Annotated in this window: 19 protein-coding genes; 7 read left to right on the top strand and 12 right to left on the bottom strand. The window is 66.1% G+C overall.

The window, feature by feature from the left end:
• Positions 1-58 precede the first annotated feature (58 nt).
• Positions 59-712, top strand: a complete 654-nt coding sequence (locus H8B03_RS17400) for a peroxiredoxin (RefSeq protein ID WP_193143171.1) — start codon at positions 59-61, stop codon at positions 710-712.
• 72 nt (positions 713-784) lie between these two features.
• Here the strand turns inward: H8B03_RS17400 and H8B03_RS17395 are convergent, their stop codons facing one another.
• From H8B03_RS17395 to H8B03_RS17380, 4 genes are all read right to left on the bottom strand, one after another.
• Positions 785-1,006 carry a DUF1127 domain-containing protein gene (locus H8B03_RS17395; protein ID WP_193143170.1) on the bottom strand — a complete coding sequence of 74 codons (222 nt, stop codon included), beginning with the start codon at positions 1,004-1,006 and terminating at the stop codon, positions 785-787.
• A 124-nt stretch (positions 1,007-1,130) separates the two neighbouring features.
• Positions 1,131-1,778 carry an RluA family pseudouridine synthase gene (locus tag H8B03_RS17390; protein WP_193143223.1) on the bottom strand — a complete coding sequence of 216 codons (648 nt, stop codon included), beginning with the start codon at positions 1,776-1,778 and terminating at the stop codon, positions 1,131-1,133.
• The gene (locus H8B03_RS17385; RefSeq protein WP_193143169.1) at positions 1,778-2,230 is read right to left on the bottom strand and encodes a GAF domain-containing protein; all 453 of its coding nucleotides are present in this window, start codon (positions 2,228-2,230) and stop codon (positions 1,778-1,780) included. The genes H8B03_RS17390 and H8B03_RS17385 overlap by 1 nt, the downstream gene beginning before the upstream one ends.
• A 3-nt stretch (positions 2,231-2,233) precedes the next feature.
• Positions 2,234-3,412 (bottom strand): thiolase family protein, encoded by a 1,179-nt coding sequence (locus H8B03_RS17380; RefSeq protein ID WP_193143168.1) that lies wholly within the window; start codon positions 3,410-3,412, stop codon positions 2,234-2,236.
• 102 nt (positions 3,413-3,514) lie between these two features.
• Here H8B03_RS17380 and H8B03_RS17375 point away from each other — a divergent pair, with 102 nt between their 5' ends.
• The 3 genes from H8B03_RS17375 to H8B03_RS17365 are packed head-to-tail and all read left to right on the top strand — an operon-like array spanning position 3,515 to position 5,957.
• Entirely contained in the window at positions 3,515-3,859 is a 345-nt protein-coding gene (locus H8B03_RS17375) for an STAS domain-containing protein (protein WP_193143167.1), read from the top strand.
• A 16-nt stretch (positions 3,860-3,875) separates the two neighbouring features.
• Positions 3,876-4,352, top strand: a complete 477-nt coding sequence (locus tag H8B03_RS17370; protein WP_193143166.1) for an ATP-binding protein — start codon at positions 3,876-3,878, stop codon at positions 4,350-4,352.
• 24 nt (positions 4,353-4,376) lie between these two features.
• On the top strand, positions 4,377-5,957 hold the full coding sequence (locus tag H8B03_RS17365) for a gamma-glutamyltransferase family protein (protein WP_193143165.1): 1,581 nt from the start codon (positions 4,377-4,379) through the stop codon (positions 5,955-5,957).
• Positions 5,958-5,985: 28 nt separating this feature from the next.
• Here the strand turns inward: H8B03_RS17365 and hspQ are convergent, their stop codons facing one another.
• Positions 5,986-6,312 carry a heat shock protein HspQ gene (gene hspQ / locus H8B03_RS17360; protein ID WP_193143164.1) on the bottom strand — a complete coding sequence of 109 codons (327 nt, stop codon included), beginning with the start codon at positions 6,310-6,312 and terminating at the stop codon, positions 5,986-5,988.
• Between the two features lie 269 nt (positions 6,313-6,581).
• On the opposite strand from hspQ, the gene H8B03_RS17355 reads away from it, so the two are divergent.
• Positions 6,582-7,160, top strand: a complete 579-nt coding sequence (locus H8B03_RS17355) for a transglycosylase SLT domain-containing protein (RefSeq protein WP_193143163.1) — start codon at positions 6,582-6,584, stop codon at positions 7,158-7,160.
• 14 nt (positions 7,161-7,174) lie between these two features.
• Here H8B03_RS17355 and H8B03_RS17350 read toward each other — a convergent pair whose 3' ends face one another.
• From H8B03_RS17350 to H8B03_RS17340, 3 genes are all read right to left on the bottom strand, one after another.
• Positions 7,175-7,780, bottom strand: a complete 606-nt coding sequence (locus tag H8B03_RS17350) for an outer membrane lipoprotein carrier protein LolA (protein ID WP_193143162.1) — start codon at positions 7,778-7,780, stop codon at positions 7,175-7,177.
• Positions 7,781-7,989: 209 nt separating this feature from the next.
• Entirely contained in the window at positions 7,990-10,812 is a 2,823-nt protein-coding gene (locus H8B03_RS17345; protein WP_193143161.1) for a DNA translocase FtsK, read from the bottom strand.
• 2 nt (positions 10,813-10,814) lie between these two features.
• Entirely contained in the window at positions 10,815-12,005 is a 1,191-nt protein-coding gene (locus H8B03_RS17340; protein WP_193143160.1) for an aminotransferase class I/II-fold pyridoxal phosphate-dependent enzyme, read from the bottom strand.
• 166 nt (positions 12,006-12,171) lie between these two features.
• On the opposite strand from H8B03_RS17340, the gene H8B03_RS17335 reads away from it, so the two are divergent.
• The gene (locus H8B03_RS17335; protein WP_193143159.1) at positions 12,172-13,398 is read left to right on the top strand and encodes an FAD-dependent monooxygenase; all 1,227 of its coding nucleotides are present in this window, start codon (positions 12,172-12,174) and stop codon (positions 13,396-13,398) included.
• A 113-nt stretch (positions 13,399-13,511) separates the two neighbouring features.
• On the opposite strand, the gene H8B03_RS17330 is transcribed toward H8B03_RS17335, so the two are convergent.
• The 4 genes from H8B03_RS17330 to H8B03_RS17315 form a co-directional block, all read right to left on the bottom strand.
• Positions 13,512-13,691 carry a Trm112 family protein gene (locus tag H8B03_RS17330; RefSeq protein WP_193143158.1) on the bottom strand — a complete coding sequence of 60 codons (180 nt, stop codon included), beginning with the start codon at positions 13,689-13,691 and terminating at the stop codon, positions 13,512-13,514.
• On the bottom strand, positions 13,688-14,332 hold the full coding sequence (locus H8B03_RS17325) for an LON peptidase substrate-binding domain-containing protein (protein WP_193143157.1): 645 nt from the start codon (positions 14,330-14,332) through the stop codon (positions 13,688-13,690). Before H8B03_RS17325 ends, H8B03_RS17330 begins: the two co-directional genes overlap by 4 nt.
• 27 nt (positions 14,333-14,359) lie before the next feature.
• Complete coding sequence (locus H8B03_RS17320) at positions 14,360-15,277, bottom strand: co-chaperone YbbN (protein ID WP_193143156.1); 918 nt, start codon at positions 15,275-15,277, stop codon at positions 14,360-14,362.
• Between the two features lie 73 nt (positions 15,278-15,350).
• Positions 15,351-16,139: an exodeoxyribonuclease III gene (locus tag H8B03_RS17315; RefSeq protein ID WP_193143155.1), complete on the bottom strand. Its 789-nt coding sequence runs from the start codon at positions 16,137-16,139 to the stop codon at positions 15,351-15,353.
• A gap of 192 nt (positions 16,140-16,331) precedes the next feature.
• Here H8B03_RS17315 and H8B03_RS17310 point away from each other — a divergent pair, with 192 nt between their 5' ends.
• A complete protein-coding gene (locus tag H8B03_RS17310) occupies positions 16,332-17,051 on the top strand; it encodes a lysophospholipid acyltransferase family protein (RefSeq protein ID WP_193143154.1) in 720 nt (239 codons plus the stop codon).
• Position 17,052: the final 1 nt, after the last annotated feature.

Genomic DNA, 17,052 nt, shown 5'->3' with positions numbered 1-17,052 from the left:
AGATCATCTGCAATTACATGTCACCTACACGTACATGAACCGAGCCCCGGAGAATCCCATGTCCCTACGCATCAACGACACCGTGCCCGATTTCACCGCCCAGACCAGCCAGGGCGAAATCAATTTCCACGATTGGATCGGCGACAGCTGGGCCATCCTGTTCAGCCACCCCAAGGATTTCACCCCGGTCTGCACCACCGAGTTCGGCGCCGTGGCGCAACTGGGCGACGAATGGGCCAAGCGCGGCACCAAGGTCATCGGCGTGTCGGTGGATGGGGTCGAGGATCACAAGAAGTGGATCGGCGATATTGCCAGCTATGCCGGCACCGATGTGGGCTTCCCGATCATCGCCGACGAAGGGCTGGCGGTGTCGAAAGCCTTCGACATGCTGCCCGCCGACGCCTATCTGCCCGATGGCCGCACGCCGGCGGACAGCCAGACCGTACGCTCGGTATTCATCATCGGGCCGGACAAGCAACTCAAGCTGTCGATGACCTATCCGATGACCGTCGGCCGCAACTTCGCCGAGGTGCTGCGTGCGCTGGATGCGCTGCAGGCGTCTGCCGGGCTGGGCGTGGCCACGCCTGCCAACTGGGAACTGGGCCAGGACGTCATCGTACCGACCTCGGTCACGACCGAGGACGCAAAAGCGAAATACGGGGATGTGGAAGAGATCTTCCCGTACCTGCGCCGCATCAAGTTTCCGGGCTGAACACCCCTGAAACGCGGCGGGGGGCCGAGCCGTGTTTGCGGCTCTGCCCCCGGACGGTAGACGGAAAAGGCGTCAGTTGAAGTAGCCGTAGCGGAACACGTGATCCACGATCTTGTCACGGGTCAGACCGCGCTTGGCCAACTGGTTGTCGGACATGGCTTGCAGGCGGCGCACCTGTCCCAGGTATTCGTTGTTGTCGGCAATGGTCAGCAGACCATGAACCAGACGCGTCCAGAGGGACGGGGTTGAACGGGCTCGCACGTGGCCGATGCCGTTCGCTGTTGTCGTTGCCATTTGGAAACTCCTGTCAGGCAGTCGTCGGGCCTCCACCCTGATGCGACAAGTAGTCATGGCCGCCGAGGTCTACACGGTCAGTTGGCGCATTGCCGACCTGCGTCCACCGCATGACGGCTTTGGCTCAGAACGGTGCCGGGGCGCGAATGGCCACGCCGCGGCCGCCGTCGGGGTGGCGAAACCGCAGGCTTTCCGAATGCAGCATCAGGCGCGGCGCATCACGCGCCGGTCCTTCCGCATAGAAGGGATCACCCAGGATCGGATGGCCAAGCGCCAGCATGTGTACCCGCAACTGGTGGCTGCGCCCGGTCTTTGGCATCAGTCGAACCCGCGTGCCGTTCTCGCGCAGCTTCAGCACCTTCCACTCGGTCAGCGCCGGTTTGCCGGTGTCGTGATCCACCATCTGCCGCGGCCGGTTCGGCCAATCGACGATCAGCGGCAGATCGACCGTGCCGGATTTCTCGGCCAGGCGGCCCCAGACCTCGGCCACATAGGTCTTGCGGGTCTGGCGTTTCTCGAATTGCAGGCCAAGGTGGCGCTGCGCGTGCGGGGTCAGGGCAAAGACCATCACCCCCGAGGTGTCCCGATCCAGCCGATGCACCAGCAGCGCCTGGGGAAACACGGCCTGCACCCGGCGCAGCAGGCAATCGGCCAGATGCTCGCCCCGTCCCGGCACCGACAACAGCCCCGAGGGCTTGTCGACGAGCAGCACCTCGTGATCTTCGTGGAGGATCTGCAAGGGACCGTCGGGCGGGGTGTAGCTGGCGTCAATCACCGGTCGAAGACATCGGTCAGGATGGCGGCCAGACGTTCGGAGTCCTCGGCGGTGAAGGCCGCGGGCTGATCGCTGTCGATGTCCAGCACCCCCAGCAGCTTGCCCTTGCGCCAGACCGGCAGCACCAGTTCGGACCGGGTTGAGGCCGCGCAGGCGATGTGGTCGGGAATGGCATCCACATCGTCCACCATCTGCACCTTGCCGGTGCGCGCCGCAGCCCCGCAGACCCCACGCGAAAACGGGATCTCAAGGCAACCGTGGCCGCCCTGATAGGGGCCGATCTTCAGGGTCTTCTTGCCGACCACGCGATAGAAGCCGGTCCAGTCGAAGCGATTGTCGGACCAGTGGATTTCGCAGGCGCAGGTGGCCATCAGGGCCACGTCGTCGGTTTCGCCCCCGGTCAGGCTCGCCAGGGTCTTCGCCAGCGTATCATAGTCCACGCGCGCCACCGGTCAGACCCTCTCGATCGCGATGGCAGTGCCTTCGCCGCCGCCGATACAGATGGCCGCCACCCCGCGCCGCAGCCCGCGCCGTTCCAGCGCGTTCAGCAGGGTGACCAGGATGCGCGCGCCCGAGGCACCGATAGGGTGCCCCAGCGCACAGGCCCCGCCATGCACGTTGACCTTTTCGGGCGACAGGTTCATTTCCCGCATGAAGGCCATGGGGACAACCGCGAAAGCCTCGTTGACCTCCCACAGATCCACATCATCGACTTCCCATTCCAGCTTTTTCAGCAGCTTGCGCGCGGCAGGCACCGGGGCGGTGGGAAACAGTCCCGGCTCATGCGCGTGGCTGGCATGGCCGCGGATCGCGGCCCGGACCTTCAATGCATGCCGGTCGGCCTGCGATTGCGAGGCCAGCACCAGCGCCGCCGCCCCGTCCGAGATCGACGAGGAATTGGCCGCCGTCACCGTGCCGCCCTCGCGAAAGGCAGGCTTCAGATGCGGGATCTTGTCGGGCCGCGCGTTGCCCGGCTGTTCGTCCTGCGCGACCACCACGGCACCCTTGCGCGCGGCGACCTCTACAGGCGCGATCTCGGCCTCGAAAGTGCCATCGGACTGGGCCTTCACCGCGCGTTCCAGCGAGCGCAACGCATAGGCATCCTGGCTTTCGCGGGTGAACTGGAAGGCTTCTGCGCAATCCTCGGCAAAGGTGCCCATCAGGCGGCCCTTGTCATAGGCATCTTCCAGCCCGTCAAGGAACATGCTGTCCATGACCTGCCCGTGCCCCAGCCGCGCCCCGCCACGCATCTTTTCCAGAAGGTAGGGCGCCTGCGTCATGCTCTCCATGCCGCCCGCAACAACGATCCCGGCGCTGCCACCGGCGATCTGGTCATGCGCCATCATCACCGTTTTCATCCCCGAGCCACACATCTTGTTCAGGGTGGTGGCGGGCACGCCCTTGCCCAGACCGCCCAGAAACCCGGCCTGCCGCGCCGGGGCCTGGCCCTGCCCTGCGGGCAGCACGCAGCCCATCAGCAGTTCGTCCACCAAATCGGCGCTTGCGCCCGCGTCGTCCAGTGCTGCGCGAATCGCCACCCCGCCCAGTTCTGCCGCCGTGACCGAGGCAAAGGCGCCCTGAAGGCCTCCCATCGCCGTGCGCCGGGCACCGCAGATCAATGTGTGGGTCATTTGCTGTCCTCCCCAGATGACCGGGGCCGTGAAGACTCCCGGAAACCGATTGGTAAGACCTGCTGCCTAGCCTGTCAAAACGTCAAGTATCGCAGGTGGCACATGGATCTTTCGAAGCAAACCCACGGGGACGTGGTGGTCATCACCGCGGCCGATCCGCGGATCGACGCGGCCGTGGCCATCGAATTCAAGGACAGGATGCGGGATCTGACGGCGGACGCGGACGGGCGGGTGATCCTGGATCTGGAACAGGTGAACTTCATCGACAGCAGCGGCCTTGGCGCCATCGTCGCCGCGATGAAGCAGCTTGGCAGCGGCAAACGGCTGGAACTGGCGGCACTGTCGCCGCTGGTGGACAAGGTGTTCCGCCTGACCCGCATGGATTCGGTCTTTGTCATCCACGACACCACCGCCACGGGCCTTGGCGATGCCAGCCCCGCCGAATGACCCACCGGATGCGGGGATGCCCGTGGTACTGGTCGAACAGCGGCTTGAGGCCAGCTTTGAAAGCGTCAGCGCCGCACTGACCGATCTGGAATGCCAGCTTCTGACGGCCTTGCCCGCGCCCGACACCATGGGCAGCTTGCTGCTGGTCCTGGGCGAGGCGCTGAACAATGTGGTGGAGCATGCCTATCGCGGCGTGCCCGGCGGGCACATCGACCTGCGCCTGACCCTGACCACAGGCGGCCTGTGCATCGACATTCGCGACCGTGGCCACCCGATCCTCGGGGCGCTGCCGGAAGGCCGCAATCCGCTGCAGGCCGGTGCCGCGGTCGAGGATCTTCCCGAAGGCGGCTTTGGCTGGTCGCTGATCCGGATGCTGACCCGCGATCTGTGCTATGAAAGCCGCGACGGCCAGAACCGCCTGACCTGCACCATTCCCGTGGATGCCACGACGCCACCACCCGGCCCCCCTTGCCCCTCCCACCACAGGGCCTAAGCTTCCGACAACGAGGGAGCATTCATGCGTGATTTCCAAATGCCGGGACGGTCATCGGTCTTCGCCGACAACGGGATCTGTGCCACGTCTCACCCGCTGGCCGCGGCCGTCGCCATCGACGTTCTGAAAGCAGGCGGCAATGCCGTGGACGCCAGCATCGCAGCGGCGGGCATTCTGGGGCTGGCTGAACCGCAGATGACCGGGATCGGTGGCGACCTGTTCGCGTTGGTCAAGCCCGCCGGGCAGGAAGACGTGATCGCCCTCAACGGCTCGGGCCGTGCGCCTGCCGGGTTGAACGCCCAGGCGCTGCGCGACAGCGGTGCGACTGTCGTGCCGCCCCGCTCGGCGCAGGCGGTGACCATCCCCGGGGCCGTTGCTGCCCTTTGCGCCTTGTCCGAGCGGTTCGGCGCCCGCCCGCTGGACGCGGTGCTTGCCCCCGCCATTCACTACGCCGAGACCGGCATCCCGGTGGCCCCGCGCGTGGCCTTCGACTGGGCGCGCGGGATTCCGCATCTGGATGCGGCGGCGCGCCAACACTATACGCTGAACGGGGACGCGCCGCGCCGGGGCCAGATGTTCCGCGCCCCCGGACAGGCCGAGATCCTGCGCCGCATCGCCCGCGAAGGCCACGACGGGTTCTACACCGGCGCCACCGCCGAAGAAATGGTGCGCGCCCTGCAAGCCGCCGGCGGCTGTCACACGCTGGACGATTTCGCGGCCACGGAACCAAGCTGGCACGCGCCGCTGGCCGGGTCCTACAAGGGCGTGGAGCTGTTGGAACATCCGCCCAACGGCCACGGCATCACCGCCCTGCTGCTGGCCAATATCCTGTCACATTTCGATCTGACCGCGCTGGACCCGTTCGGCGCCGACCGTGCGCATCTTGAGGCCGAGGCGGTGAAACTGGCCTATGACGCCCGCAACCGCTTTGTCGCCGATGCCGATCACATGACCCGCATGGCGCATCTGATGTCGCCCGACACGGCAGCGGCGCTGGCGGCCCTGATCGACCCCAAGCGCACCCTGCCCGATCCGGCGCTGGCCGCCGAGGCGGTGCACCGCGACACCGTCTATCTGACCGTCGTGGACGGGAATCGCATGGCGGTGTCGCTGATCTATTCGATCTACAGCGACTTCGGCGCGGGCATCGCCACGCCCGAGCATGGCATCCTGTTTCACAATCGCGGCGCCGGGTTCACCCTGACCCTCGGCCACCCGAACGAGGCCGCCGGCGGCAAGCGCCCGATGCACACCATCATCCCGGCGATGCTGTGCCAGCAGGGCCGGGTGCTGATGCCCTTCGGCGTCATGGGTGGGGCCTATCAGCCCAACGGGCATGTGCGGATGGTCAGCAACATGGTTGATTTCGGCATGGAGCCGCAAACCGCCATCGACGCGCCGCGCAGCTTCTGGGACGCGGGCACCTTCAAGGTCGAACGCGGCTATTCCGACGCTGTGCGCGCCGATCTGGCCGCCCGCGGCCACAATGTCGTGATCCCCGAGGTGGCCATCGGCGGCGCACAGGCCATTCGCATCGATCCCGAAACCGGGGTGCTGGAAGGCGCGTCGGACCCGCGCAAGGATGGCTGCGCGCTGGGGTACTGACCCGCGCGCAAGCCGACTGTGGGGGCGATCAGTTCAGGTTGGTCTGAAGCGGATAGACGCCGTCCTGCAACTCTCCGAACATGTCGGGGATGTCAGGATGCTCCACCGGTTCGCCGGTCATGTCGGGCAGCAGGTTCTGCTCGGACACATAGGCCACGTAATAGCTGTGATCGTTCTCGGCCAGCAGGTGATAGAACGGCTGGTCCTTGTTGGGACGGTTGTCTTCGGGAATCGAATCGTACCATTCCTCGGTGTTCGAAAACACCGCGTCCACATCGAAAACGACCCCGCGAAACGGGTGCTTGCGATGCCGGACAACTTGGCCGAGCCGGTATTTCGCTTGCGTTCTCAACATCTGGTTCCGACCTTTCACGGACATTTTTACCCTTTGCCGGGGGGGTGAGTCCATCGGCTGCGGGTCTGGATTTCTGGATTAGGTGAACACGGAACCGCGATGTTGCCATCCGCTCCGTCGGGACCCCTCGTCCGGGACAGGCGCTGATACCCGGTTTACCGCACCGAGGCAAGGCTGCGCACCCGCCGCGTGAACGCATCGTGGGATTGTGATTTCCTCAGCGCAGGTTTTGAGCTAAGACGTAAGAAAACATAACGCGTGAGGCGACCATGAGCAGTCGAATTGCCGCGCTTATCCTGCTGTGCTTTCTGGCGGCGTGCGGGGGGAAATCCCCGCCCAAGAACCTGAACAATGCTTGCAGCATCGTGGATCAGCGCCCCAAGTATCTGAAAGCCTTCAAGGCCACCGAAAAAAAATGGGGTGTGCCGGTCTACGTTCAGATGGCCGTGATCTACCAGGAAAGCAAGTTTGACAGCGATGCCCGGACGCCGCACCGCTATGCCCTTGGGGTCATTCCCATGGGGCGCCAGTCGTCGGCCTATGGCTATGCGCAGGCGCTGGACGGCACCTGGGACGATTACAAGCGCGCCGCCGGACGCCCCGGCGCCAGCCGCAAGAACATCAAGGATGCCACCGACTTCATGGGCTGGTACATGACCCGGACCGAGCAGAAGCTGGGCATTTCCAAGACCAACGTGCGTGACAACTATCTGGCCTACCACGAAGGTCACGGTGGCTATGCGCGCGGCTCATACCGCAGCAAAAGCTGGCTGATCAATGTGGCCAACGGGCTGCAGACGCGGTCCGAGACTTACAAGCGGCAGCTTCAGGCCTGCGGCAAACTCTGACCAAAGCGGGGCGCTCAGCCCCGCTTTTCCTTTTCCAGACGCACCGAGAACATGCGATCCGACAGGCGATCGTGCTCTACGAAGGGCCGCAGCTTCAGGCGTGTCTGTTCGCCGGATTGCGAGACGATCAGCCATTCCGACAGGCGCATCGGGTTGCGGTCGAAGAACAGGTAGATGCGGCCGTATTCCGGATGCTCGGGATCCTGCGCCTGGACCACGGTGCGGCCGTTCTGTTCGCCATGGCCGGTGACCATGTGGATGCGTGTCAGGTCGATGTTGCGATCGAGGATCAGCTTCAGCGGCGTGGTGGCCAGCGGGTAGACCTCGGCACTGCCGCGCCCGTCAAATATCCCGATGGAGCCGCCGCCCGCCACCACCAGCGTATCGTCCAGCGGCGGATCGTATTCGAACCGGGCCCGGCCCGGCCGCTTGATGAACAGCCGCCCGGTGCTTTGCGAGCCGTCCGAGTTGATCTGGGTGAACCGGGTCTCCACCGTGCCGATGGTGTTGAGATAGGCCGAAAGCTCGGTCAGCGAGGCTTTCTCGGCCCAGGCCGGCAGCGCGGCCAGCAGGGCCGTGGCGGTGGTGGCGGCAAGAAAGCCGCGGCGGGTCTGGGGCATGGGCATCTCCGGGCCTGTGGTGAGAAACAGCTATGTGCCGATGACGCCGCGCGCAAGGGCGGGGGTGTTCACGGAGTCTTGCCTCCGGCGGGAGTATTTTCGACAAGAAAAAGTGAGCGTCGTCTGGGAAACGCTCCGAAAGGGGTGCTTCAGGGGCAAACGGTATCCGCCGACAGGCAGCGGCACACACCGCGCCGCTGCCTGTCCGGTCAGTTCTGCTCCGGCACCAGCACGTCGCGCTTGCCCACGTGATTGGCCGGGCTGACGAGGCCGTTGTCTTCCATCTGCTCCACCAGGCGCGCGGCCTTGTTGTAGCCGATCGACAGTTTGCGCTGGATGTAGGAGGTGGAGCACTTGCGATCCTGGATCACGATCTGCACTGCCTGGTCATAAAGCGCATCCTCGCCGCCGGTGTTGCCGCCGGTGTTCAGGCCCAGCACCGCGTCGATGTCCTCGGCACGCTCGTCATCCGGACCATCCGCCACGCCGCCCACATAGTCGGGCGGGCCGAAGGTCTTGAGGTGGTTCACCACGTCCTCGACCTCTTCGTCCGACACGAAGGGACCATGGGCGCGGGTGATCTTGGCGCCGCCCGCCATGTACAGCATGTCGCCCATGCCCAGCAGTTGCTCGGCCCCCTGCTCCCCCAGAATGGTGCGGCTGTCGACCTTCGAGGTGACCTGGAAGGAAATGCGGGTCGGGAAGTTGGCCTTGATGGTGCCGGTGATGACATCGACCGAGGGCCGCTGCGTGGCCATGATCAGATGGATGCCCGAGGCCCGCGCCATCTGTGCCAGACGCTGGATGCAGGCCTCGATCTCCTTGCCCGCGACCATCATCAGGTCGGCCATCTCGTCGACGATGACGACGATATAGGGCAGGGTCTTGGGTTCGAATTCCTCGGTCTCGAAGACGGGATCGCCGGTTTCGTCATCGAACCCGGTCTGCACGGTGCGGGTGAACATTTCGTTCTTGGCCAGCGTCGCGCGGACCTTGCCGTTGTAGCCTTCGATGTTGCGCACGCCCATCTTGGACATCTTGCGGTAGCGATCTTCCATCTCGGCCACCACCCATTTCAGGGCGACAACGGCCTTCTTGGGGTCGGTGACCACCGGCGAGAGCAGATGCGGAATGCCGTCGTAGACGCTGAGTTCCAGCATCTTCGGGTCGATCATGATCAAACGGCATTCGTCCGGGGTCAGCTTGTAAAGCAGTGACAGGATCATGGTATTGATGGCCACCGATTTGCCCGAACCGGTGGTGCCCGCAATCAGCAGGTGCGGCATCTTCGAGAGGTTGGCCACCACGCTTTCGCCGCCGATATCCTTGCCGAGTGCCAGCGGCAGACGCAGCTTGCTGTCGCCGAAATCGCGTGCCGAGAGGATCTCGCGCAGCAGCACCATCTCGCGCTTGTCGTTGGGCAGTTCGATGCCGATGACGGTACGGCCGGGCACCGTGGACACCCGCGCCGACAGCGCCGACATGGAGCGCGCGATATCATCCGACAGGCCGATGACGCGGCTGGCCTTCAGGCCCGGCGCTGGTTCCAACTCGTACATGGTGACAACCGGGCCGGGGCGGACGCTGACGATGTCACCCTTGACACCATAGTCCTCCAGAACGTTTTCCAGCATCCGGGCGTTTTCCTCCAGCGCCTCGTCGCTGAGATAGTGACGCTCCACGGTGCCGGGATCGCGCAGCAGGGACAGCGGCGGCGGCGCATAGTCGGCGGCGGGGGCCTCGTCGAATTGCAGCGGCGGTTCGGCCTCGGCCTTGGCACGGGTCGACAGGGCGGGGCGCCTGACGTCGGCATGTTGCACGACGGCCTTGGGCGCTTCGACCCTGGGGATCGGGGCCGGACCGGGCATCGGCGCAGGCGCGATGTCCGGCAGATCCTCGAAGGCCTCGATGTCGGCGTCAAAGCCATAGTCTTCGTCTTCGGCCTCGCTTGGCAGAGAGCCGACCTGGTCCTCGGGCTCGGGCCGGGTCAGGATCGGCTCCTGCCGGGTCCGGCTCTCGGCGGCCACGCGGGCGCGATCGCTGCGCAGGCGGGTGCGGATGGCATCGGTGATCTTGGCCTGCACGCGGGCATGATCGACCGGCGCGTCCTCGTCGTCCTCGTCGTCGAACAACTCGGCGGCGTCGGGATCCTCGATCAGATCGTCCACCGGTTCGGTGCACAGGCGCGGCTGGTCACGCCCGATGGTGCGGGCCAGCAGGCCCAGCGACGGCACATTGGGCAGGATCGACGGCGACGGGGCCTGGTCCTCGTCATCCTCGTCCAGAAGGTCGAAATCCTCGTCATCCTCGACGGCGGCTTTTCGGGCAGCGCGCGCCTCGGCACGGCGGGCGCGGCGGCTGACAACCCCGTCCCGCGTCCGCTCGGCCCCGCGACCCAGCCCGTTGACCAGACGGTCGAAGGAATAGAGCAGCCCGAACCACATGAAGCGACCCAGCGATTTCAGTTCGGTCCGGGTGAAACCGCAGGCGAACAGGCCCAGCCCCACCAGCAGCAGCCCCAGGGCGGCCGAAAAGGTCATCAGCCCGCTGGACAGCGATGCCGGCCACAGCCCCATCAGCACACCCAGCACCGTATCGCCGAACAGACCGCCCAACCCGAAGCTGTGCACCCAGCCCGCCCCCGGCGGCATGGTCGCCGCATAGACCGAGGCCGCAGCGACGAGGATCGGCACGAAGATCGTCCGGCTCAGCGCCCGATCCTCGCCCTGATGCAGCAGGAACCGCCCGCCCCACAAGCCCAGCACCAGCGGGATCGACCAGGATCCTTTGCCCAGCACCACGTTCAGCGGCGACGCCAGATAGGCCCCGAACAGCCCCAGCCAGTTCTGCGGCGGCGCGTCCGATGTGCCCAGGAAACTGGGATCGGTCGGTGCATATGACCCAAGCGCCAGCGCCAGAACCACCGCCCCGGCCAGCAGGACAAGGCCCAGAAGCTCGGTCGCGCGGCGTTCCAGGGCGGCTTGCGTGGCCTGGTCGAACAGCGGGTCGCGGGAACGGGTCTGAAATGCCATGGTCAGTTATCCTGAGAATACAAGCAGTTGCGCAGCCGGATCAGGCCAGTTTCGGTCTGGTCTTTCGGCGCCACCAGCGCCACGCGAATGAACGGGGTGCCCGGATTGCCGTCGCCGGTGTCGCGGCCAAGATAGGCACCGGGCAGGACGCGCACGCCGGTGTCTCGCCACAGCTTCAGGGCGGCGGCCTCGCCATCCTCGACCGGCAGCCACAGGAAGAACCCGGCCTTGGGGATGGTCACGCCGGGCGTATCGCGGAAGATGTCTTCGGCCAGCGCGAACTTCTCGGCATAAAGCGCGCGGTTTTCCACCACATGCGCCTCATCCGCCCAGACCCGCGCGGCGACGTGCTGCAGCGGCAGCGGCAGCGGTGCCCCGGAATAGGCGCGCAACTGGCGGATACGGGCAATGTTCTTGGGCCCGGAAGCAACGAAGCCCGACCGCAGACCGGGCAGGTTCGACCGCTTGGACAGGGAATGGAAGATCACCAGACGCTCGGGGTCGGTGCCTTCGGCTTCCGCCACCTCCATCGCGCCGGGCGGCGGCGCGCCGGTATAGATCTCGGAATAGCATTCGTCGGCGAAGACCCGGAAATCGTGCTTTTCGGCCAGCGCCAGCAGGCTGCGCCAATAGTCCCGGTCGGCCACCGCACCCTGTGGGTTCGACGGCGAGCAGACATAGGCGATGGCGGTGCGGTCCAGGACCTCCGCCGGCAGGGCAGAATAATCGGGCAGAAAGCCGGTGTCGGCCAGCGCGGGCACCAGAACCGGTTCGGCGCCCACCGACAGGGCCGCCACGGCATAGACCTGGTAGAAGGGATTGGGCAGCAGCACCACGGGACGGGCGCCGTTCTTTGTCTCGGGGCACAGTGCCATCGCGGCGTTGTACAGCCCCTCGCGCGTGCCGTTCAGGGCCATGACATGCGCCTCGGGATCGCGGGCCACCCCATAGCGGCGCTGCAGCCAATCGGTTATCGCCGTCAGCAGCTCGGGCATGCCTTCGTTGACCGGATAGCGCCCGAAGTCGCCCGCGTGTTCGGCGATCACGTCACTGACCCAGGCCGGAAACGGATGTTTCGGCTCTCCGATGGTCATGTGCAGGACATCGCCGCCCGGTTCGTGAGCGTCGAGAAGCGCGCGCAAACGCGGAAACGCGTATGGCGGCAGATCGGAAAACCGGTCTGGATACTGCATGGAGCCTCGAATTTCAGCCGGGATCATGGCGTCCCGTTGCGATCAGCCTACCGCGAAGCAGCTTTCGGGTCCAGTCAAAGGCCGCAGGTGGCCGACGCAGTGTCGCAGCCCGGACGCAGGGCCGGTCGGGCGTGGACAATCGCGCCACAAAGCGCATATTTCGCCCATGAACAGGATCTACGATGCGGTGATTGTGGGCGGCAGCCTGACCGGAGCCTCCCTTGCGCTGGCGCTGGCCCGCGCCGGCCTGACCGTGGCGGTGATCGACGCGCTGCCGAAGGACACCCAGACCGAGCGGGATTTCGATGGCCGCAGCTACGCGCTGGCGCTGGCCTCGGTGCGGATGCTCAAGGCGCTCGATCTCTGGGCGCCGCTGGCCGGTGACGCGCAACCGATGCTGCACATCAAGGTCACCGATGGCCGCGCCGGGGAAGGCCCGTCCCGCTTTGGACTGCATTTCGACTGCGGTGAGCTGGAAGAAGGCCCCATGGGCCATATGGTCGAAGACCGCCACCTGCGCCGCGCCCTTCTGGCGGCACTGGAAACCACCCCCGGCATCACCCATCTGCCCGCCACCCGCGTCACCGAACAGGCCACCGATGGCTCGCTGGCGCAGGTGACGCTGGACAGCGGCAAGACATTGCAGGCGCATCTGCTGGTGGGCGCCGACGGGCGCACCGGTCCGGTCGCGGCCCGCGCCGGGATCGCGCGCAAGGTCACCGATTACCGCCAGACCGCGCTGGTCTGCGCCATTTCCCACGAAAAGCCCCACAACGGCACCGCGCATCAGTTCTTCATGCCACCCGGCCCGCTGGCAATCCTGCCGCTGAAGGGGAACCGGTCTTCCATCGTGTGGAGCGAGAGCGCCGAACAGGCCGCCGCCATTCACGCGCTGAACGATGCCGACTACCTGTCGGTGCTGCGGCCCAGATTCGGCGATTTCCTGGGCGAGATCGCGCTGGAGGGCCGCCGCTACACCTATCCGCTGACCCTGGTTCTGGCCGACCATTTCACCGCGCACCGTCTGGCTCTGGTGGGCGACAGCGCCCATGGCATGCATCCGATCGCCGGACAGGGCTTCAACGCCGGGCTGCGCGATGTGGCGGCGTTGGCCGAGGTTCTGGCCGATGCCCGCCGCCGTGGCGAAGACATTGGCCGCGCCGATGTGCTGGACCGCTACGCCCAGTGGCGCCGCTTCGACACCGCCGCGTTGGCCTTCACGACCGACACGCTCAACCGGCTGTTTTCCAACGACAACCCGCTGCTGCGACTTGGCCGCGATCTGGGGCTGGGGTTGGTGGGCGCCACGCCGCCGTTGCGCCGCGCCTTCATGCGCGAGGCCGCCGGGCTGACCGGCAATCTCCCCCGCCTGCTGCGCGGCGAGCCGGTCTGACGCCCCAAAGAACTGCCTCGCCTGCGGGCCCGCAGGAGCGTTATCAAGACGGCGCTCATTCTTCTTGGCAAAAATACTCCCGCCGGAGGCATGAAATCCGGCGCCGCAGGCGCCTAATCCAGAACCCGCGCCTCGTCGGGCAACATCACCGGGATGCCGCCGCGGATCGGATAGGCCAGGTTGGCGCTGCGCGAAACCAGCTCCTGCCGCTCGGCATCATACTGCAGTTGCGCATTGGTCACCGGGCACACGAGGCTTTCCAGCATCCGGCGGTCGAATTCGGGTGGGGTCATTGCATTGTCTCGTCATGGGTGCCGCCCAGCAAGGCGAACTCGATCAGGGTCACAAGGGTTTCACGGCGGGTGGTCAGCGACGGCGCTTCCAGCAGCGCCTGCTTGTCCTCGGGCTCGAATGGACACAGCATCGACAGCGAGTTGATCAGCAGTTCATCGTCGGCGTCCTTCAGGCTGTCCCAGTCGGTGGACAGGCCGCGCGCCTCGAAGAACCGCCCCAGCAGGGTCAGGAACGGCGGGCGGTGAAAGCCCGGATCTTCCTCTTCCGGGCCGAGGTCGCGGTCGAACCCGTCCCACGACACATCGGCCTTCAGGTACGGGGTGAAGCCGCTGACCTCGCGCGTGATGCGGAACCGGCAGGTGCCGCTGAGCGTGATCATGTAGCGCCCGTCCTCGGTTTCGGAAAACCCGGTCACGCGCCCGGCACAGCCGATGGATTGCAGATGCCGGCTGTTGCTGCCCGGCCCCTCGCGCGGCTGCACCATGCCGATCAGCCGATGCTCGGTTTTCAACGCATCGTCCAGCATCGCCAGATAACGCGGCTCGAAAATGTGCAGAGGCAACCGGGCGCGCGGCAACAGCAACGCCCCCGGCAAGGGAAAGACCGGGATCGTCCCCGGAAGGTCTGCAACCGATGTCATGCCTGTGATCTTAGCCCGGCACGCGCCTCAGGCAAATATCATCGACGACAGCTTGCGGCGGCCATTCAGCACGACCGGATCATTGGGCTTCAACGCGTCGAAGATGGTGAACAACTGCGCACGGGCCGCACCGTCGTTCCATTCGCGGTCACGGCGGAACAGGTCCAGCAGTTCGGTCACGGCCTCCTCGACCTCGCCATTGGCATGCAGTGCCGTGGCCAGATCGAAACGCGCCTGATGGTCGTCGGGGTTGGCCTCGACCTGCGCCCGCAACTCGGCCACGGGGCCGGCATCCTCGGCCTGACGCGCCAGGTCCAGTTGCGCCCGCGCGGCTTCGACCTCGGGCGCGTTGGCGATCTCGGCGGCGGCGTTGTTCAGCAGCGCCTCGGCCTGGTCCAGCTCGCCCATGGCCAGATGGGCGCGGGCCAGCCCGCCAAGCGCGGCAGCATTGGCCGGGTCTTCGCCCAGAATGGCGGCAAAGGTCTGCGCCGCATCCACCGCCGCACCCTGCGTCAGCATTTCCTCGGCAGCCTCGACCGCTTCGGCCAGCCCGCCGTCTTCTTCCGGGCCGTTGCCATGGGCGGCGACGCGCTTGACGAATTCCTTGATCTCGGAGGGCGGCACCGCGCCCTGGAACCCGTCGACCGGCTGCCCCTGCCAGAAGGCGTAGACCGTGGGGATCGACTGCACCCGCAACTGCCCCGCGATCATCTGGTTCTCGTCGACATTGACCTTGACCATCTTCACCGCGCCCTTGGCAGCGGAGACCTCGGCCTCCAGCGCCGGCCCCAGCGTCTTGCAGGGTCCGCACCACGGCGCCCAGAAGTCGACGATCACCGGCACCTTCTGGCTGGCCTCGACAACATCGGCCATGAAGGTAGCTTCCGAGCTGTCCTTGATCAGATCCTCTGCGGCCGGTGCAGCCGCGCCTCCAAGTTCAATCATCGTTCTTCCCCGTCATCATTTGTTCCGTGCATATATGCGCAGCCACGACTTCACAACCAAGCCCCCGGCAGCGTCAAAGATCGAAGCTGGCCAGCACCGGCGCGTGGTCGCTGGGCTGCTCCCAGCCGCGCACCGGGCGCAGGATGCGGGAGTTTCCGGCGGCGCTGGCCAAATCGGGGGTGGCCCAGATGTGATCCAGCCGCCGGCCCTTGTCGGCCGCGTCCCAATCCTTGGCGCGATAGGACCACCACGAATAAAGCTGCCCGTCTGGAATGTCCTTGCGGGTGATGTCCACCCAGGCGCCGGCGTCCTGCGTTTCGGCCAGTTGGTCGACCTCGACAGGCGTGTGGCTGACCACCTTCAGCAGCTTCTTGTGGGACCAGACGTCATCTTCGCGCGGGGCGATGTTCAGATCGCCCACGAGGATCGCCCGCGCCGGCGCTTCGGCGTGGAACCAGTCGCGCATCTCGGTCAGGAAATCCAGCTTGTGACCGAATTTCTCGTTGACCTCGCGGTTCGCCACATCGCCGCCCGCAGGCACATAGAAGTTGTGGATCACGGTGCCATCGGCCAGCCGCGCGGCCACGTGGCGGGCATCACCCTTGCCGACGAAATCGCGGTGACCGGCGTCCTCCAGCGGGTGCCGCGACAGGATCGCCACGCCGTTGTAGCCCTTCTGCCCGCGCGCCACCATGTGGCCATAGCCCAGTGCCGCGAACCGTTCGGCGGGGATCTTGTCCACCGGGCTCTTGCATTCCTGCAGGCACAGCACGTCGGGGGCTTCCTCGGTCAGCAGCCGCTCGACCAGCCCGGCCCGCAGCCGCACCGAGTTGATGTTCCAGGTGGCCAGCGTGAGGGTCATGGGAAGCGCTCCGTTGCTCAGACCCGGGCAGAGATAACGCCCTGATCGCCGGGGCGGAACCCCACAAAGCGCGGCCACCTGTTGCAACCCTGCATCACGGCCCCGCACACAGGCCCGGCGGTGCAGCGCGTCAGGCGCGCCGGACTGGAACGAAATCGCGCAATGGGCTAGGCGGAGCGCAGAGGTGACCCCGTGAACAACCTGAAAAAGCAATGGCGGCGGTTCGAAGTCCGCTTTCAGAAAAGCCGCCGGGTGCAGGGCGCGCTGCAATCGCTGTTCTCGGCCTATGTGAATTTCGTCTTCCGCACCACGCGGTGGCAGAAGCTGGGGTTCGAATCCTACGAGGCCGACATCGCCCGCGGCGTGCCTCGTGTGCTGTGCTGCTGGCACTCGCGGCTGGTGTTCACCCCCTACCTGCGCGACTGGTCCGATCATCCGTTGACGGTGATGGCCTCGGGCCATGCCGATGCCCAGATTGCCAGCGAGAACCTGCGCCAGCGCGGGGTCGAGGTGATCGAACTGGCCACCTCGGGCGACAACACCGGCGCGATCAAGCACGCGGTCAAATGCCTGCGCAAGGGCCGGTCGCTGGGCATCACCGTCGATGGCCCCTTCGGCCCGCCGGAAGAGGCCAAGCCCGGCGCGCTGGTCATTGCCGGGCTGGCCGGGGTACAGGCCGCGCCCTGCACTTATGAGGTCACGCGCAAGTTTCGGCTGGGCACATGGGACCGCTTTGTCGTGCCCCTGCCCTTCGGGCGCGGTGTGCTGGCGGTGGGTGACGGTTTCACCCCGCCCAAGCGGATGAGTGAAGAAGAGATGGCCGACGCGCAGGCGCGGCTGACATCGCTGATCGCCGATCTTGGCGAACGGGCCGCGCAGCGCCTGTCGGAAAAGCCCCGCCAGCACAGATGAC

Source organism: Meridianimarinicoccus sp. MJW13 (assembly GCF_014901205.1).
Taxonomy (GTDB): domain Bacteria; phylum Pseudomonadota; class Alphaproteobacteria; order Rhodobacterales; family Rhodobacteraceae; genus Meridianimarinicoccus.
The sequence above is the reverse complement of the archived record's forward strand: the minus strand, read 5'-3'. Positions and strand labels throughout refer to the sequence as shown.

Excerpts from the sequence above, each read along its gene's own strand:
- H8B03_RS17400 (WP_193143171.1), top strand. The coding sequence starts at position 59 with ATGTCCCTACGCATCAACGACACCGTGCCCGATTTCACCGCCCAGACC.
- H8B03_RS17395 (WP_193143170.1), bottom strand. The coding sequence starts at position 1,006 with ATGGCAACGACAACAGCGAACGGCATCGGCCACGTGCGAGCCCGTTCA.
- H8B03_RS17380 (WP_193143168.1), bottom strand. The coding sequence starts at position 3,412 with ATGACCCACACATTGATCTGCGGTGCCCGGCGCACGGCGATGGGAGGC.
- H8B03_RS17375 (WP_193143167.1), top strand. The coding sequence starts at position 3,515 with ATGGATCTTTCGAAGCAAACCCACGGGGACGTGGTGGTCATCACCGCG.
- H8B03_RS17370 (WP_193143166.1), top strand. The coding sequence starts at position 3,876 with ATGCCCGTGGTACTGGTCGAACAGCGGCTTGAGGCCAGCTTTGAAAGC.
- H8B03_RS17365 (WP_193143165.1), top strand. The coding sequence starts at position 4,377 with ATGCGTGATTTCCAAATGCCGGGACGGTCATCGGTCTTCGCCGACAAC.
- hspQ (WP_193143164.1), bottom strand. The coding sequence starts at position 6,312 with ATGTTGAGAACGCAAGCGAAATACCGGCTCGGCCAAGTTGTCCGGCAT.
- H8B03_RS17355 (WP_193143163.1), top strand. The coding sequence starts at position 6,582 with ATGAGCAGTCGAATTGCCGCGCTTATCCTGCTGTGCTTTCTGGCGGCG.
- H8B03_RS17350 (WP_193143162.1), bottom strand. The coding sequence starts at position 7,780 with ATGCCCCAGACCCGCCGCGGCTTTCTTGCCGCCACCACCGCCACGGCC.
- H8B03_RS17345 (WP_193143161.1), bottom strand. The coding sequence starts at position 10,812 with ATGGCATTTCAGACCCGTTCCCGCGACCCGCTGTTCGACCAGGCCACG.
- H8B03_RS17340 (WP_193143160.1), bottom strand. The coding sequence starts at position 12,005 with ATGCAGTATCCAGACCGGTTTTCCGATCTGCCGCCATACGCGTTTCCG.
- H8B03_RS17335 (WP_193143159.1), top strand. The coding sequence starts at position 12,172 with ATGAACAGGATCTACGATGCGGTGATTGTGGGCGGCAGCCTGACCGGA.
- H8B03_RS17330 (WP_193143158.1), bottom strand. The coding sequence starts at position 13,691 with ATGACCCCACCCGAATTCGACCGCCGGATGCTGGAAAGCCTCGTGTGC.
- H8B03_RS17325 (WP_193143157.1), bottom strand. The coding sequence starts at position 14,332 with ATGACATCGGTTGCAGACCTTCCGGGGACGATCCCGGTCTTTCCCTTG.
- H8B03_RS17320 (WP_193143156.1), bottom strand. The coding sequence starts at position 15,277 with ATGATTGAACTTGGAGGCGCGGCTGCACCGGCCGCAGAGGATCTGATC.
- H8B03_RS17315 (WP_193143155.1), bottom strand. The coding sequence starts at position 16,139 with ATGACCCTCACGCTGGCCACCTGGAACATCAACTCGGTGCGGCTGCGG.